At 49.9% G+C, this 13,952-nt stretch carries 11 protein-coding genes and 1 pseudogene; 5 read left to right on the forward strand and 7 right to left on the reverse strand.

Features of this window, described 5'->3' with window-relative positions; translation table 11 throughout:
* Together Q0628_RS08550 and Q0628_RS08555 are read right to left on the reverse strand one after the other, a co-directional pair.
* Window positions 1-563, reverse strand: a 563-nt coding sequence (locus Q0628_RS08550) for a sugar-binding domain-containing protein (RefSeq protein ID WP_366979118.1), incomplete at its 3' end; no start/stop codon positions are given.
* Window positions 564-574: 11 nt separating this feature from the next.
* A complete protein-coding gene (locus Q0628_RS08555) occupies window positions 575-2,011 on the reverse strand; it encodes an MFS transporter (RefSeq protein ID WP_298770090.1) in 1,437 nt (478 codons plus the stop codon).
* A gap of 268 nt (window positions 2,012-2,279) precedes the next feature.
* Here Q0628_RS08555 and Q0628_RS08560 point away from each other — a divergent pair, with 268 nt between their 5' ends.
* The 3 genes and pseudogenes from Q0628_RS08560 to Q0628_RS08570 all read left to right on the forward strand — a co-directional run.
* Window positions 2,280-3,137 carry an AraC family transcriptional regulator gene (locus tag Q0628_RS08560; RefSeq protein ID WP_298770092.1) on the forward strand — a complete coding sequence of 286 codons (858 nt, stop codon included), beginning with the start codon at window positions 2,280-2,282 and terminating at the stop codon, window positions 3,135-3,137.
* Between the two features lie 119 nt (window positions 3,138-3,256).
* Window positions 3,257-3,781 carry a cysteine hydrolase family protein gene (locus Q0628_RS08565; RefSeq protein WP_298770094.1) on the forward strand — a complete coding sequence of 175 codons (525 nt, stop codon included), beginning with the start codon at window positions 3,257-3,259 and terminating at the stop codon, window positions 3,779-3,781.
* Between the two features lie 77 nt (window positions 3,782-3,858).
* Window positions 3,859-4,134 (forward strand): annotated as a pseudogene (locus tag Q0628_RS08570) (recombinase family protein); the annotation flags it as partial.
* Between the two features lie 47 nt (window positions 4,135-4,181).
* Here Q0628_RS08570 and Q0628_RS08575 read toward each other — a convergent pair.
* The 3 genes from Q0628_RS08575 to hemZ all read right to left on the reverse strand — a co-directional run bounded on the left by Q0628_RS08575 (window position 4,182) and on the right by hemZ (window position 8,473).
* On the reverse strand, window positions 4,182-5,198 hold the full coding sequence (locus Q0628_RS08575) for a hypothetical protein (protein WP_298770098.1): 1,017 nt from the start codon (window positions 5,196-5,198) through the stop codon (window positions 4,182-4,184).
* Window positions 5,199-5,523: 325 nt separating this feature from the next.
* Window positions 5,524-6,882: a 23S rRNA (uracil(1939)-C(5))-methyltransferase RlmD gene (rlmD, locus tag Q0628_RS08580; RefSeq protein ID WP_298770100.1), complete on the reverse strand. Its 1,359-nt coding sequence runs from the start codon at window positions 6,880-6,882 to the stop codon at window positions 5,524-5,526.
* Window positions 6,866-8,473, reverse strand: coding sequence for a coproporphyrinogen dehydrogenase HemZ (gene hemZ / locus Q0628_RS08585; protein ID WP_298770102.1), 1,608 nt, complete (start codon window positions 8,471-8,473; stop codon window positions 6,866-6,868). The genes rlmD and hemZ overlap by 17 nt, the downstream gene beginning before the upstream one ends.
* A gap of 102 nt (window positions 8,474-8,575) precedes the next feature.
* On the opposite strand from hemZ, the gene Q0628_RS08590 reads away from it, so the two are divergent.
* Both Q0628_RS08590 and Q0628_RS08595 read left to right on the forward strand, forming a co-directional pair.
* Window positions 8,576-9,286 carry a 16S rRNA (uracil(1498)-N(3))-methyltransferase gene (locus Q0628_RS08590; RefSeq protein WP_298770105.1) on the forward strand — a complete coding sequence of 237 codons (711 nt, stop codon included), beginning with the start codon at window positions 8,576-8,578 and terminating at the stop codon, window positions 9,284-9,286.
* Window positions 9,287-9,356: 70 nt separating this feature from the next.
* Window positions 9,357-11,051, forward strand: a complete 1,695-nt coding sequence (locus Q0628_RS08595) for an HD domain-containing phosphohydrolase (RefSeq protein WP_298770107.1) — start codon at window positions 9,357-9,359, stop codon at window positions 11,049-11,051.
* Window positions 11,052-11,084: 33 nt separating this feature from the next.
* Here Q0628_RS08595 and purT read toward each other — a convergent pair whose 3' ends face one another.
* Both purT and Q0628_RS08605 read right to left on the reverse strand, forming a co-directional pair.
* Window positions 11,085-12,269, reverse strand: coding sequence for a formate-dependent phosphoribosylglycinamide formyltransferase (gene purT / locus Q0628_RS08600; RefSeq protein ID WP_298770109.1), 1,185 nt, complete (start codon window positions 12,267-12,269; stop codon window positions 11,085-11,087).
* Between the two features lie 87 nt (window positions 12,270-12,356).
* Complete coding sequence (locus tag Q0628_RS08605) at window positions 12,357-13,919, reverse strand: hypothetical protein (protein WP_298770111.1); 1,563 nt, start codon at window positions 13,917-13,919, stop codon at window positions 12,357-12,359.
* Window positions 13,920-13,952: the final 33 nt, after the last annotated feature.

A 13,952-nucleotide genomic window follows, 5' to 3' on the forward strand; every position in this document is an offset into this window, starting at 1 on the left:
AGCCAGCTTGCTGTGCTGTAGCGGTAAACCTCAACTGCAAGCTTGTTGCCCTTTTCTTTCAGATAGGGCGTGATGTTGAATTCGGAGGGAGTGAAGCTGTCCTCGGCATAACCCACAAACTCGCCGTTCAGCCACACATAGATTGCAGTCTCTACACCTTGGAAGCTGATGAATGTTTCCTTGCCAAGCAAGGATGCATCCACATCAAAGAACTTCACATAGCTTCCCACGGGGTTACGCTTCTGCGGAATCTGCGGAGGGATGAGGCTTTCCTGTCCCTCCCAAGGGTACTGGGTGTTGACATACTGCGGCTTGTCATAGCCCTGCAGCTGGATGTGTCCGGGGACGATGATGTCGTCGAAGCCTGTTACATCATAATCAGTCTGATAGAAATCAGCCGGACGGTTGTCGGGATGTTCAGTGTATGCAAACTTCCATGTGCCGTTCAGTGACTGTTTCAGCTGCTGACCGCCCACGGTACAGAGATGGTCGGAATGCGCCGGTTCACGGTTCACTGCAAATACTTCGGGATTTGCGAGCCATTCAAGTGTAGGTTTCATCATAATGTCCTCCTTTAAGAGTTATGTTCTTTGTCCCAGTTTTCATTCGCCTTTTCAACTGTCAGCCTTGACAGCAGAATTGTAATCAAAAGATTGAGAAGCATCGGCAGCCAGAGATACATGAAGTGCAGCATATTGATGCAGGATTCCGGCTGTACAGCTGCATTTGCCACATAGCCGCCTGCTGCAAGAAGCCAGCCTGTGAGTGCAGTTCCGATACCGCCGCCGATTTTTACGCCGAGAGATGAGCAGGAATACATTGTGCCGTCGATTCGCTTGCCCGTTGTGCGGTAGGTGTAATCAGAGCAGGCTGCGATCAGTGCGTTCAGGTCTCCCTGCATCGGGCTCATTGCAATTGCGGCTACACCTGTGAAGATGAGCATCATCGGGATGTTCTGCATATATCCGCCCACAACCACAAGTCCTCTTGCAATGGTGGAGATCAGGTAGCCTGTGAAGTTGAGCTTGTACATACCCTTGCATTTCTTGACAAGATAGGGAGTAATCAGCAGACCGCAGATCATGGGGATGTTGATTGCAAGTGAGAATGTACCAAGCAGATCCTCATCACCGAGAATGTAGGTCATGTAGTAAATACCCATACTGAGTGTGGCGGAGAAAAGCTGCGTCAGGATGTAGACCGCACAGATGATGATGTAGTACTTGTTTGCAAGGAGCAGCTTTGCAGCATCAAGCAGTGAATACTTCCCGCTTTCGTCATCAGTGCGGTGTTCCTTGTCTGCAAGTTCAAAGTCGGGATAGGCATCTGCGGAGAATTTTGCGGCTTCTTCATCGGCATGATTTTCATTTTCCAGTTCTTCTTCGGGAAGCTCCTTGACGGAGAATACGGAGATGGTGTTGACCACCAGTCCGATGATTGCGTAGATGATGGCAATATTTCTCCAACCTTCTACACCGCCGCCGCACCAGTCAACGGCTTTCACAGTTATTGACTGGATCAGGAGGCTTGTGCCGAATGCGAAGATGAAGCGGATGGAACCCATTTGTACTCGCTCGTTGCCGTTTTTGGTGATGAGTGCAGTAAGTGCAGAATAGGCGATGTTGTTTGCGGTATAGAACACGGCATTGAGCAGTGTGTAGGTGATGAAGAAGTATGCATATTTTGCGACATCACCCCATGTTGTAGGAATTGCAAAAATTGCAGCCAGCATAATACTGCAGCCGATGTAGGGAAACAGCATCCAGGGACGAGCCTTGCCGAGCTTCGTTTTGGTTTTGTCGATCAGCGAACCGAATATGACATCTGTAAATCCGTCAAAAATTTTTGAAACCATCATCAGCGTTCCGACAATGCCTGCGTTCAGTCCTGCTGTATCGGTCAGATAGATCATAACAAAGGTGGCGAGGAAGGCATATACCACGTTTCCTGCGATATCTCCTGATCCGTATCCGATTTTGTTGTACCATTTCAGGTATTTCTTTTCAGTCATGTTACTCTCTCCTTCAAACGAATTCATTGTGATTTTTACATATGTCCGAAGCAGGTCTCGAGTTCTGCTTTGGGAACAGTATCCGTATCATCCGGAGTACTGTAATTCGATGAAAGGCGCCTTTACTTTCTGATTCTATTCTACCACGTTTTTTGCGTCAAATCCATAAACACAATGGTACAAAATATGCACAAAATGATACTTTGCTATTGCAATGAGGATTCAGATATGCTATAATGGAGAAAAGAACACAGAAGGAGGTCTGTGCATGTATACGAACGTTGCCTATCTGCATAATTCCCTCACCGACATGGTGGATGAAAGTCGTTCACTGATCGTCACCAGCTGCGGATATTATCGTGTCCACAGCCGATCCGTGGTTTCGACCGAACGTCCGCAGGGTAGAAGAGATTATCAGCTTTTGTACATCGCAAAAGGCAAGGGATATTTTTATTTCGATGGACTTGACGGGAAAGAAACGGTTATTACGGAAGGTAACATGATCCTGTTCCGTCCGGGAGAGATGCAGTATTACTACTACCATGCTCCCGACAAAACCGAGGTGTACTGGGTGCATTTTACAGGACGCATGGTGGAGGGAATTCTGGATAACTATGAAATGCCGCAAAAGGAAAATGTATTCTATACGGGAACATCCCCCGACTATGCGTGGCTGTACCGTCAGATGATACAGGAATTACAGCTGTGCCGACCGAACTATGAAGAGCTGCTGACGCTCAATCTGCGGCACATCTTCATCCAGATCAACCGCTACATCAAAGAGGGACGCAAAAAGGGCAGCGACGCGCAGAACGAGATCGAGCGTGCCACCCATTATTTCAATGAACACTACAACGAGCAGATCAATATTGACGATTATGCCGCCTCACGGCACATGAGCACCTGCTGGTTTATCCGCAGTTTCCGGCAGATCGTGAAGGTCACACCGATGCAGTACATTCTCTCCCTGCGGATGGCGAATGCACAGAGCTTACTCGAATCGACGGAGTACAACATCTCCGAGATTGCAGAAGCGGTCGGATATGACAATCCCCTGTATTTCAGCAGGCTGTTTCATAAGCATATCGGGGTGTCGCCGTCGGAGTACAGGAAACAAAGAACATAATAGGGGCGTTCACTTGCCATGCGAGCGGCATTGATTCCATTATATCGGGATAAGTATATTGAAAAAGAGGGCTGAATGTGATAGAATGGAAGTAACAGATTATCTTCAGGAGGTACATCATGGTATTACTCATCGTAGACACACAGAAACTCATCATGAACGAAAGGTTATATAGGTTCGAGGAACTTGCAGCCAACATCAGAACTCTCATCCATACCGCAAGGCAAAACGGCATTGAAGTGATCTACATTCGTCACGATGACGGCGAGGACAAGCCTCTTACCAAAGGCAAAGACGGCTTTGAGATCTGCGAAGCGTTTGCACCTGATGAGGGCGAAATGATTTTTGATAAAACCGTCAACAGTCCGTTCCGTGATACGGGACTTTTGGAATACTTGAAATCCAAAGACGAAACAGAACTGATCGTTGCTGGACTACAAACGGACTACTGCATGGATGCCACGGTAAAATGCGGATTTGAGCATGGTTTCAAGGTATATGTGCCAGCCTACACCAATTCCACTTTTGACAATGCGTTCATGACAGCAGAGGAAACCTACCGCTATTACAATGTCTTTATGTGGAACGGCAGGTATGCAGAGTGCATTTCTATGAAGGTAATGCTTCAGAAAATGGAGAAATAACATGAAAATCATACAGTTTGAACCCCGATACCGTGATGACCTGATCTTCATGATCCTCGAAGCCAAAAATCAGTTCCAATCCCGACTGGGTGCTTGTGGATGTATACGCTGATGACGGTATCAGTGCAACATCTACCAAGAACCGTGAGGAGTTCAACAGGATGATTGAGGACTGCAAACTGGGAGAAATTGATATGATCTTTACAAAGTCCATCAGTCGTTTTGCCCGAAATACTGTAGATTGCCTGAATTACATCCGTGAACTGAAAGCAATGAACATTCCGGTATTTTTCGAGAAAGAGTCCATCAACACGATGGACGCAAAGGGTGAATTCATGCTCACCATCATGGCATGAAGAAAACCTGCTTTCCTTTGCGGTCAGCAGGTTTTTGTACACATTCAGTTATGCCGAACATCGAATTTTTCTTTCATAAATGAACATCCAACCAGAACAAGCAGCAACATTGATTTAACCATATACAAAATAGTAATCCATGCGGCTGTTACACCCTCCATATCGAAGGTAAACCGGGTGATATTGGCAAGAGGATTCAGAATTTCTCCTGCAATCAGACCAACCCTTTTTACTCCTCCAACATATTCTTCATTTGGAACAATTTGAGGGTCGTAAGCATCTTCTTCAACGAAAAACTGATTCGTCTCACTATCGTAATAATTATCAAAATCTGGATTTTTGTATCTTTCATCAATCTCATACAGATAATCGAAAGATCCTATTGTTTTAGGATTACTGAGATAAATTTCTGAAATAATGCCGCCATAATAGAAAACGACCGACAGAACAAAAAGCACAGGCACCAGAATATTCCTAAAACGAATTCGCCGTATCATCCATGCGTAAACAGCCGATGCTGCTAACATAACAAGCAGCTGACATATAAGCATCAGAATAATGTTTGGAGTAAACAATGCCATTCTGAATCCATTGCACAGTAATACCAGGAATACGATTCCAATTTGCACCGCAAAACTGAGCAGACTGCCTAATACCACATCCCAGTACTGTTTCCTTGCATCTTTCCCGTTCTTCTTAAATAGGAAGTACTGAAGAAATATAAATGAAAAAAACGTATATAGTATAGAACAGCTTATAAAAATACCGGTAAACGTTTCATCTATTGCAGGAAGGGATTCGCTGAAATATGCTGCTGCCTGTGCTTCATCCATAACTTCCATATCCACGCCTTTGTTAAGCTGTATTAATATACTGTTATATAAAATACCAACCTTTGTATACGCATAGGAGGACATACCTACAGCATCATTATAGGATTTTGTAAACGGTATAGTGCTTGCTATATTCATTGACAACGTGACCATATATACAATTACAAACGTAATTAACGAAATGACTGCAAGTTTGTTGTTCTTTGCAAATTCTCTGATTTTGTCCATTCTTGATTTCCTTTCAGTGTAGCTAAAATATCGTTTCATGGTTTTCTAAATTATGATCGTGTTCTATGAAATATCTCCGACATCCAAACCCCACACTCTCACACCCGTGTTATCCAATCCCCACACAAATATGCGTGTGTGTGTATTTGTTGTCAAAGCCGATTTTCCACTGCTTTCTTATCACGCACAGCAAAAATGCCTGTACTGAGGAAGAAATCAGCAGGTTGATTTTTGAAAAAGTGCGTAGAACTGGGCTTTACCGTGATTTGATCCATGCACGGTATACCACTCATCCTCAAGCAGTATCCAAACTCGGATTCGGGCATTACGCCTTATCCCTCGACATCAATACCACGCACTCAACGTGTCCCGTCCCCGGAAACAGATCCACTGCTCTCACCTTTTCCACCGCATAACCGCGTTCTGCGAACAGTGCCGCGTCCCTTGCGGCAGTGGAGGGGTTGCAGGAGATCATGACAACGCGCTTTGGGGACATGGCGGCAACTGCGTCAATGCAGGGGATGTCACAGCCCTTGCGCGGGGGATCAAGCACCACCACATCGGGGGCTGTCCCCTCCCCTTTCAGCTTCTGCGCGATCTCGCCGGCATCACCGCAGTGAAACTGCGCGTTCGCGATACCATTTCTAAGGGCGTTTTCCCTTGCGTTCTCCACTGCCTCCGGAATCACCTCCGCGCCGATCAGCTCCCCTGCCCTGTCCGCCATCGAAAGCCCGATCGTGCCCGCGCCGCAGTACAGATCCAGCAGAAGCTCTCCGCCCGATAGCTGGGCGTATTCCTTTGCAATGCCGTACAGACGCTCTGCCTGCGCGGTGTTCACCTGATAAAATGACTGGGGTGAAATCTCGATGGCATTGCCGCACATCCTGTCTGAAATCACCGGCTTTCCGGCAAGCACATTCAGCGTTTTTCCCAGTATTACGTTGGTTTTCTCCGGATTGATATTCTCGGTAATGCTCACAAGCTCCGGAAATCTGCTTTGCAGATCGGCGAGAAGATACTGCACCTTTCTGCGGATGGACTTGCGCACCACCAGACACAGCGCGATCTCTCCGCTGTGATAGCCGCGGCGCAGGTAGATGTGCCGAAGAAGTCCCGTGTTCGTCCGTTCGTCATATGCCGAAATGCCGGCGTTCTGCAATGCCGGCAGGAGATAGTCCAGTATCTGCGTAAAAATCTCCGGCTGGAGCAGACAGCCCGTGAACGGGATCACCCGATGGCTGTGTCTGGCATAAAATCCGCAGACGAGCTTTCCATCCTGCATGGCAACCGGATACTGGGCTTTGTTTCTGTATGCAGTTCTCCCCTCGCTTCCGGCGATTTCCTCAAATTCTGGCGAAAGCCTGCCGATCCTGGTGAAGGCATCACGCACCTGCTCCGCCTTATAGCGCAGTTCCTCCTCATAGGTCACATGGCGGAAGACACAGCCGCCGCACTGCCGGAAGACGGGACAATCCGGTTCGCAGCGTTCCTGCGCAGGCTCAGTCAGCTCCTCGATGATGCCGAATGCGTAGCTTTTGAGCACCTTCACGATCTTCACGCGCAGCTTGTCACCGACAGCAGTCATGGGCACAAAAACTGCCATGCCGTCAATGCGGCAGACACCGCTGCCCTCGGCGGTCATGCCGGTGATCTGCGCTTGATAGATCTCATTCTTCTTCAGCATGTTCCGCACCTCCGTTTTCTGCCATTCTTTGCAGGATCTCCTCGATCTCATTTTTCTTGCCCATGAGCTTTTCAAAGCGGCTGATGTACTCATAGGGGAATTTGTAATTGTGCACGCGCGTGATCTTGCCGTTCGGCTCAACAAGCTTGGTCGATGCCGCACAGCCCGCGCCGAGGATGGTCTGGGTTTCGTCCATGATCAGGATGTTGTACAGATTCTCCTTGCCCTGCCGCGCATAGCCGACATTCTCCAGATTGCCGACCGTGTTCTTCTGTCGGTACATATAGTACGGTCTGTAGCCGTTTTCGGGGAGTGCCCTTGCGGACAGCCCTGCCATTTTTTCGACCACTGCAATATGCTGATCCGAGCCGCCGCTGTAGAGATCCGCCGCACGCTTGAGCGTGAGGGTATGCACGGTGATGCTGTCGGGGGCAAGAGCCATGACACGTTCGAGCGTGTCCGCAAAGCCCTTGTAGGTATCGGTCGGGAGTCCGGCGATGAGATCCATGTTGATGTCATCAAAGCCCAGCTCCCTTGCCAGCAGAAATGCGTCGATCGCCTGCTGTGCGGTGTGCCGTCTGCCGATGGCTTCAAGCACGGAATCCTGCAAGGTCTGGGGATTGACGGAAATTCTGGTCGCGCCCATTTCCTTGATGACGCGCAGCTTGTCCTCGGTGATGGTGTCCGCGCGTCCTGCCTCGACGGTGTATTCCCGCGCACCGGCAATGTCGATATGCGTGCGGATCGCCTCCATGACCTGCCGCAGCTGCTGCACGGAAATGGAAGTGGGCGTGCCGCCGCCGATGTAGACGGACTGGACATGCAGACCGTATTTCCGGATGATCTCACCGAGTATTGCAATTTCCCTGCAAAGATGGGTGATGTAGTCGGGAATGAGCTGCATGGCACTGTCCATTGAGTGGGACACGAAGGAACAATAGCTGCATCTGGTGGGGCAGAACGGGATGGAGATGTACAGTCCGATCTCCTTTGCACTGTGCGGCAGGATGGGCTGCTGGATGAGGGCGGTGTCCATGGCAAGCTGCATTTTCTCGTCGGAAATGAGGAAACGCTCCTGCAAATGGCGGCTTGCCTGTTCGGGTGTCATGCCGCTGTCAAGGAGCTGGATGACACGGCGCACGGGACGGATGCCGGTGAGCAGTCCCCACGGGGGCGTGTAGCCGGTCATCTCCTGCAGGGTTTCATAGAGCAGGCGGCACAGGGCATATTCCAGCTCGGTGTCCTTGACATCGGGGCGCAGGTTGAGCGTCGGGTCCTGTGCCGCGAACCATTCCGTAACTTCAGGATTGCCGAAGAAGAAAACATTCTTGATGCCTTCTTCGTGGATTGCGTCAAGGGAAAGATAGAGGGCAGAAATAATCGCATCGTCCGAAAGAGGAAGCCCCATGACCTTGAGTCGATTTTCATAGAACACCGGCGACTTGCTAGTATTGTTACTCAGGTAGTATACGGGAACATGCTTTGCCACCCGGCAAACCGTCTTGACGGCCTTGGGGTAAGGACGCCCGCTCAGGTAGAGCGTGCCATCGAGGTCAAACACGACCGCTTTCACGGGACAATGTTTCTGCATGTGAATGAATATAGTAATTAGTAGACTGCAGGATATAGACAGTAGGCAGTGGTTAGTGGTTAGGAATTGATGTTTTAATCAGTCTTTTTTATCTTTTACGATATGAAGACTCCTGACAGCAGATTCTATTGCCCGTTAATTTCGGCCGGCACCATTGTCCTGGACGAAAACGAAAGCAGCCACGCCGTGCGCGTGTGCAGGGCAAGTACCGGCGACATCCTTCAGCTTTGCGACGGACTCGGACACTATGCCGACGCCGTGATTACCAAAGCGGATGCAAAAGCCTGCGAAGTCCGCATCGACCAAATCGAGGACGCAACTGCACCCAGGCCCAAGATATCTCTCGGAATCGCCTGCCTCAAGGACGATGCCCTGGAAGAAGTCGTATTTCATGCAGCACAGGCGGAAGTCGACCAAATCATTTTCTTGAGAACGGACTTTTCGCAGGAACCCAAGAATTCGGACCTAAAAAAGACCGTTCGGCGAGCAGAACTCAAGAGCCTTGTCAGCCTAAAGCAATCCAAAAAGCCCTGGCTCACTCAAATTGAAGGCCCAGTCGAACTTTCGGAATGGCTCAAGAATTACAAGGGAGACCTTGTCCTATGCGACATTGACGGCGGGAGCGCCCCCGCCATTGACACCCTTGCCTCCCCCACAACCCTGCTGGTCGGACCCGAGGGCGGTTTTTCCCCTAAAGAAATCGAAGCTATCCGCAATTTTAAGAACGGAAAGATTCATGTCATGAAATTAGGCAACACACGTCTGCGCGCTCGCACTGCCGCTATTGTCGCTCTCGGGAAAATCGTCTGCTGATCATTAAAATTTATTATCTTTCCTATATTATATTTTGTATATAAAGTAGGGATTGTTCAAAAGGGTGTCCATGATCATCTATTATCTTGTTGCTGCACTTGGCATTTCGCTCATAAACATCGGCATATTGATGTACCTCAACCCCAATCGGACCAAGTCGTATTACACGACCATGTTCCACCTGATTTCGATCCAAATTGCCGGTCACCTTTTCCTTGCACTTTCTACAGACCTGAACGAAGCGATTCTCGCAAACAAGATGGCCTATATCGGAGCCGTATACATTCCGATGCTGTTTTTTCTTGGCGAGCTCACCCTTTGCAACATCAAAATTTCCATCAGGCTGAACATTATACTATTTACGATCAGCACTATCGTCATCTGTCTTGCAGCGAGTGCCGGATGGAGCAATATTTTCTACGAAAAAATTGAATTGGTCCAGCACAACGGCATGACCGACTTCACCGCCGTCTACGGACCTGCGCATGCACTGTTCAATATTGTCCTCGCATTTTACCTCGTATCCGGTTTCATCGTCTTCGTCTATTCGCTTCTCAAAAACAAGAACATCTCTTACAAGAACCTGCTTGGTCTAGGGATTATCGGTTTCGTATGCATCGGTTCGTTTTTTGTCTCGCGCGAGCTCGGAAGCGACATGCTGGTAATGCCCGCCGTATTCCTTATCATGGAATTTATCCTGATGATCATCATTCACCGTATCGGAAAATACGACATTCAGGGGACAATTCTAGACTCTCTTGAATTCCAAAACGAGAACGCCTACATTTCATTTACCAAGGACAAGCGCTATATCGGCAGCAATAATATTGCACAGCAGCATTTTCCCGATTTGAAGAGTTTCCGTGTTGATGCCAAGATTCCAGATAATAGCGACCTTGGAAGGATTCTCCTAAAGCAGTTCGACAAGATTAATTCCTTCGACACGAGCATCGAAAATAACTTCCAGTTCGGCCGCAAGCACTACAAGTGCAGCATCCGCAACCTCATTCACGGAGGCAAGATGTGCGGTTACATGCTCCGCATCGAAGATGACTCCAAAATCCAGCGTTACATCAAACTACCCGACCAGTACAACAACGATCTTGTAGCCAATGTCCGCGACAAGGACAATTACATTCAGTCCATTCAACAGCAGATGATTCTTGGCATGGCGAACATCGTGGAAAGCCGCGACAAGAACACTATCGGTCACTTCCGCCACACAAGCGAAGTTGCACGAATCATCGTCAACGAGATGAAAAAGGACGAAAGCTACAGAAACTTGACCGCATTCCTGAACGATGTCATCAAGGCGGCTCCTATGCACGATCTCGGCAAAATTGCAATCGACGATGCCATTTTGCGCAACACCGGCAAATACACGCCCGAGGAATACAGAATTATGCAAACCCATGCAGAAAAGGGAGCGGCAATTGTCGACAACCTGCTTCGTGGAGTCGAAAGCGAGCAGATCGTATCGATAGTGAAGAATGTCGCCAACTTCCACCACGAAAGATGGGACGGCTCGGGATACCCCAAGAAACTGAAGGGAGAGCAGATTCCTCTCGAAGCGCGCATCATCGCTATCGCCGACGTATACGACGCCCTAGTCAGTTTCCGCTGCTACAAGGACAGAGTCAGTTTCTCCGAAGCATTCAACATCATCATGAACGGCATGGGAAAGGACTTCGATCCGAAACTGAAGAAATTCTTCATTAATAGCCGCTATGAAATAGAAAACTATTACAGCCACTGCGACGAGTAATGGCTTCAAGCTTATTTCAGAAACGAAATTTTATTAAAGCGTCACTTTGACTTTTTCACGCATGGCCATGACCTGCGCCTTGGCCTCTTCTACCGTGCTGCGGCGGGCAAGCAGCACGCCCAGGCGGCGGTGGCCCTTGAGTTCGGGCTTGCCGAACAGGCGGAGCGCGGTATCAGGTTCTGCAAGCACTTCTTCCAAGCCGCCGAACTTCACATGGTCGGAATTGCCGTCCACCACAATAGCCTTCGAAGCACTCGGGCCGTGGAAAGCGATGTTCGGGATAGGCAGGCCCAAGATGGCGCGGGCGTGCAGCGCAAATTCAGAAAGGTCCTGGCTGATGAGCGTCACCATGCCCGTATCGTGCGGACGCGGAGAAACTTCGCTAAACAGAACTTCGTCCTTGCAAACGAAAAGTTCCACGCCAAAGATGCCGCGACCGCCAAGGGCGTCGGTGACCTTCTTTGCAATGACCTTGGCCTGTTCCAGGAGTTCCGGCTTCATCGGCTGCGGCTGCCAGGATTCCTGGTAGTCTCCGCCCACCTGATGGTGGCCGATGGGTTCCAGGAAGCTCGTGCCTGCCACATGGCGCACGGTGAGCAAAGTAATTTCGTAATCGAACGGCACGAAGCCTTCGACAATCACGCGGCTCGCGTGGCCCGTGCGTCCTTCGTGCTGGGAAATATCCCAGGACTTCTGGACGTCGGCTTCGGTCTTGATGACGCTCTGGCCGTGGCCCGAAGAACTCATGACCGGCTTGATGACGCACGGAATGCCGATTTCCTTAACGGCAGTCTTGAAGTCTTCAAAATTGTCGGCGAAGCGGTACGGGCTAGTCTTGATGCCGAGTTCTTCGGCGGCAAGGCGGCGGATGCCTTCGCGGTTCATGGTCAGCTTGGTGGCCTTCGCGGTCGGAATGACATTGTAGCCCTCCTTCTCGAGTTCCACGAGCGTGTCGGTCGCAATTGCTTCGACTTCGGGAACGATGTAGTCGGGCTTTTCCAGTTCAATCACGCGGCGAAGTTCGGCACCGTCGAGCATGTTAATCACGTGGCTGCGGTGAGCCACCTGCATGCCCGGGGCGTTGGCATAACGGTCTACGGCAATCACCTCGACTCCGAGGCGCATCATCTCAATGATGACTTCCTTACCCAGTTCGCCGGCTCCGCAAAAGAGAACCTTGGTGGCACTAGAACTTAGAGGTGTACCGATTTCTGCCATATTAAACTCCTTGGTTTACTCTAAAAATATAGATATAGTAGACAGTTGTAAGTAGGAAGTATATGGGGAAAAAGGGATTCTTTTCAATCAGAACTTCGTATCGACCGGATTAAAGGTCATCTTGATGCCGGAACGGATCCAACCGTCGGCACCGTCTTCATGCTTGTCGTGAGCGAGGTTTTCGTATATACGGAAGCCGCCGCCGACATAGAATCCAAACCAACTGTTATACTGCATGGTGTAAAGGGCGTCGACTACGTACTGGGTTTCCTTGACTCCCGTGAGAGTATTTTCTTCTTCCATCGCGATGTCGTAATCGGTGTAGAGTTCCTTGTCGCCTTGACGCAGCCAGGCAAGGGTCAGTTTCGCTGTATGGCGGCCATATTTCCAGCCAAGGTCAAGCCACAGGTCCAAAGCGTCGGAGCCGCGGCGGTAACCGATGGGATAATCCACAAAGTACATGTCGGCGTAATCGGGGTCGTCCTGTTCGCGGTAGTTGCTGCGATAAAGGCGACGACTCGAATATTCGAGCAGCGGAAGGCGGCCATTATTATGAACCGGGTCCGTGCGGACGGCATCGAAACGCCACCAGAATTCTCCGAAACGGCGAGTCGGGATTTCCTGATAGTATCCTGCCAGGAAACTGATGATGCTGCGGTTAGTTCCCTTGTCGTCGTCTTCGCCTACGGGGCTGTTGATATCCTCCATGTTAACCTGACCATAGAATTTCGCGCCGCGAATCGGGGTAAAGCCAAGTTCAAGTGTCGTCACCGCCTTGGTGTAGCCGCCCGCAAAATTATTGTGCAGGAACATGAAGGGGTTCATGGAGCGGAACTCGAGTGCCTTGCCGCCCACCATGCTCTCTTCGATAATGTAGGTCCAGAAATGCCGCGTCTCGACACCGACGCGGTGGTACACGAGGTTCTTCACGTTGTCGTCGTAAATGCGGTCGCGCTGGTTGTTAGCCTGCTTGCCCTTTTCGGGGCACTTCTGCGCCGCAGCCTCGGAACCTTCGGGCGGACAGCCGGTCTCGGGATCTACAATATCATCGAAAAGCCACGCATTCAGAGAAGAAAGCAGAAAGTCGTAACGAAATATTCCCGCCTTAAATTTCCAGTGCAAACCATCGTGGAACGGCGTTCCGCCAATCGTAAGGTCGTTCGGAGAAACCTTGAGGTCCGCAGGGTCAAAGCGGCCCAACTGCACATAACCCACCGGGTTGTTCCACAAGGCGTAGGCGTTGATGGGCACGCCGATGTCGAGTTCACTCGGCTTGTAGGTAAAGTTCGTCTTTAAATCGCTGTCGTACCAGGCCTCGATATCCTTGCGTAGCGGCGCTTCCAGGAGGAAGTGGAAATCCTTGTAACCTGCACGGAAACTCAGCATGAAGAACGGATCGATGTGGTCCTCGTAGCTACGGGCCGTCTCGAGCGGCACGCGGAGAGCCCGCCAGTTCTTGCCGTAGTATTCGGCTGTATCGACAGCAAAGGTAGGATCGGTCGGGCCGCCGTTCAGGCCGAAATTGAAATCCGTACCAATCTGGAAATAGCCCTTGTACGTAACGGAATCGGCCTGCGCCGATTCGCTTACAGAAGCAAGCGCGACGGTCACCAACGCGCCTAGAGCCAACATCAGGGTACGAATTTTCATAGTAGGAAATTTACTAAAAATTTGCCCGAAAAG

The sequence above is a fragment of the uncultured Fibrobacter sp. genome, assembly GCF_937877005.1.
Taxonomy (GTDB): domain Bacteria; phylum Fibrobacterota; class Fibrobacteria; order Fibrobacterales; family Fibrobacteraceae; genus Fibrobacter.

Excerpts from the sequence above, each read along its gene's own strand:
- purT (WP_298770109.1), bottom strand. The coding sequence starts at position 12,269 with ATGGCAGAAATCGGTACACCTCTAAGTTCTAGTGCCACCAAGGTTCTC.
- Q0628_RS08605 (WP_298770111.1), bottom strand. The coding sequence starts at position 13,919 with ATGAAAATTCGTACCCTGATGTTGGCTCTAGGCGCGTTGGTGACCGTC.
- Q0628_RS08555 (WP_298770090.1), bottom strand. The coding sequence starts at position 2,011 with ATGACTGAAAAGAAATACCTGAAATGGTACAACAAAATCGGATACGGA.
- Q0628_RS08590 (WP_298770105.1), top strand. The coding sequence starts at position 8,576 with ATGAAGACTCCTGACAGCAGATTCTATTGCCCGTTAATTTCGGCCGGC.
- Q0628_RS08560 (WP_298770092.1), top strand. The coding sequence starts at position 2,280 with ATGTATACGAACGTTGCCTATCTGCATAATTCCCTCACCGACATGGTG.
- Q0628_RS08565 (WP_298770094.1), top strand. The coding sequence starts at position 3,257 with ATGGTATTACTCATCGTAGACACACAGAAACTCATCATGAACGAAAGG.
- hemZ (WP_298770102.1), bottom strand. The coding sequence starts at position 8,473 with ATGCAGAAACATTGTCCCGTGAAAGCGGTCGTGTTTGACCTCGATGGC.
- Q0628_RS08595 (WP_298770107.1), top strand. The coding sequence starts at position 9,357 with ATGATCATCTATTATCTTGTTGCTGCACTTGGCATTTCGCTCATAAAC.
- rlmD (WP_298770100.1), bottom strand. The coding sequence starts at position 6,882 with ATGCTGAAGAAGAATGAGATCTATCAAGCGCAGATCACCGGCATGACC.
- Q0628_RS08575 (WP_298770098.1), bottom strand. The coding sequence starts at position 5,198 with ATGGACAAAATCAGAGAATTTGCAAAGAACAACAAACTTGCAGTCATT.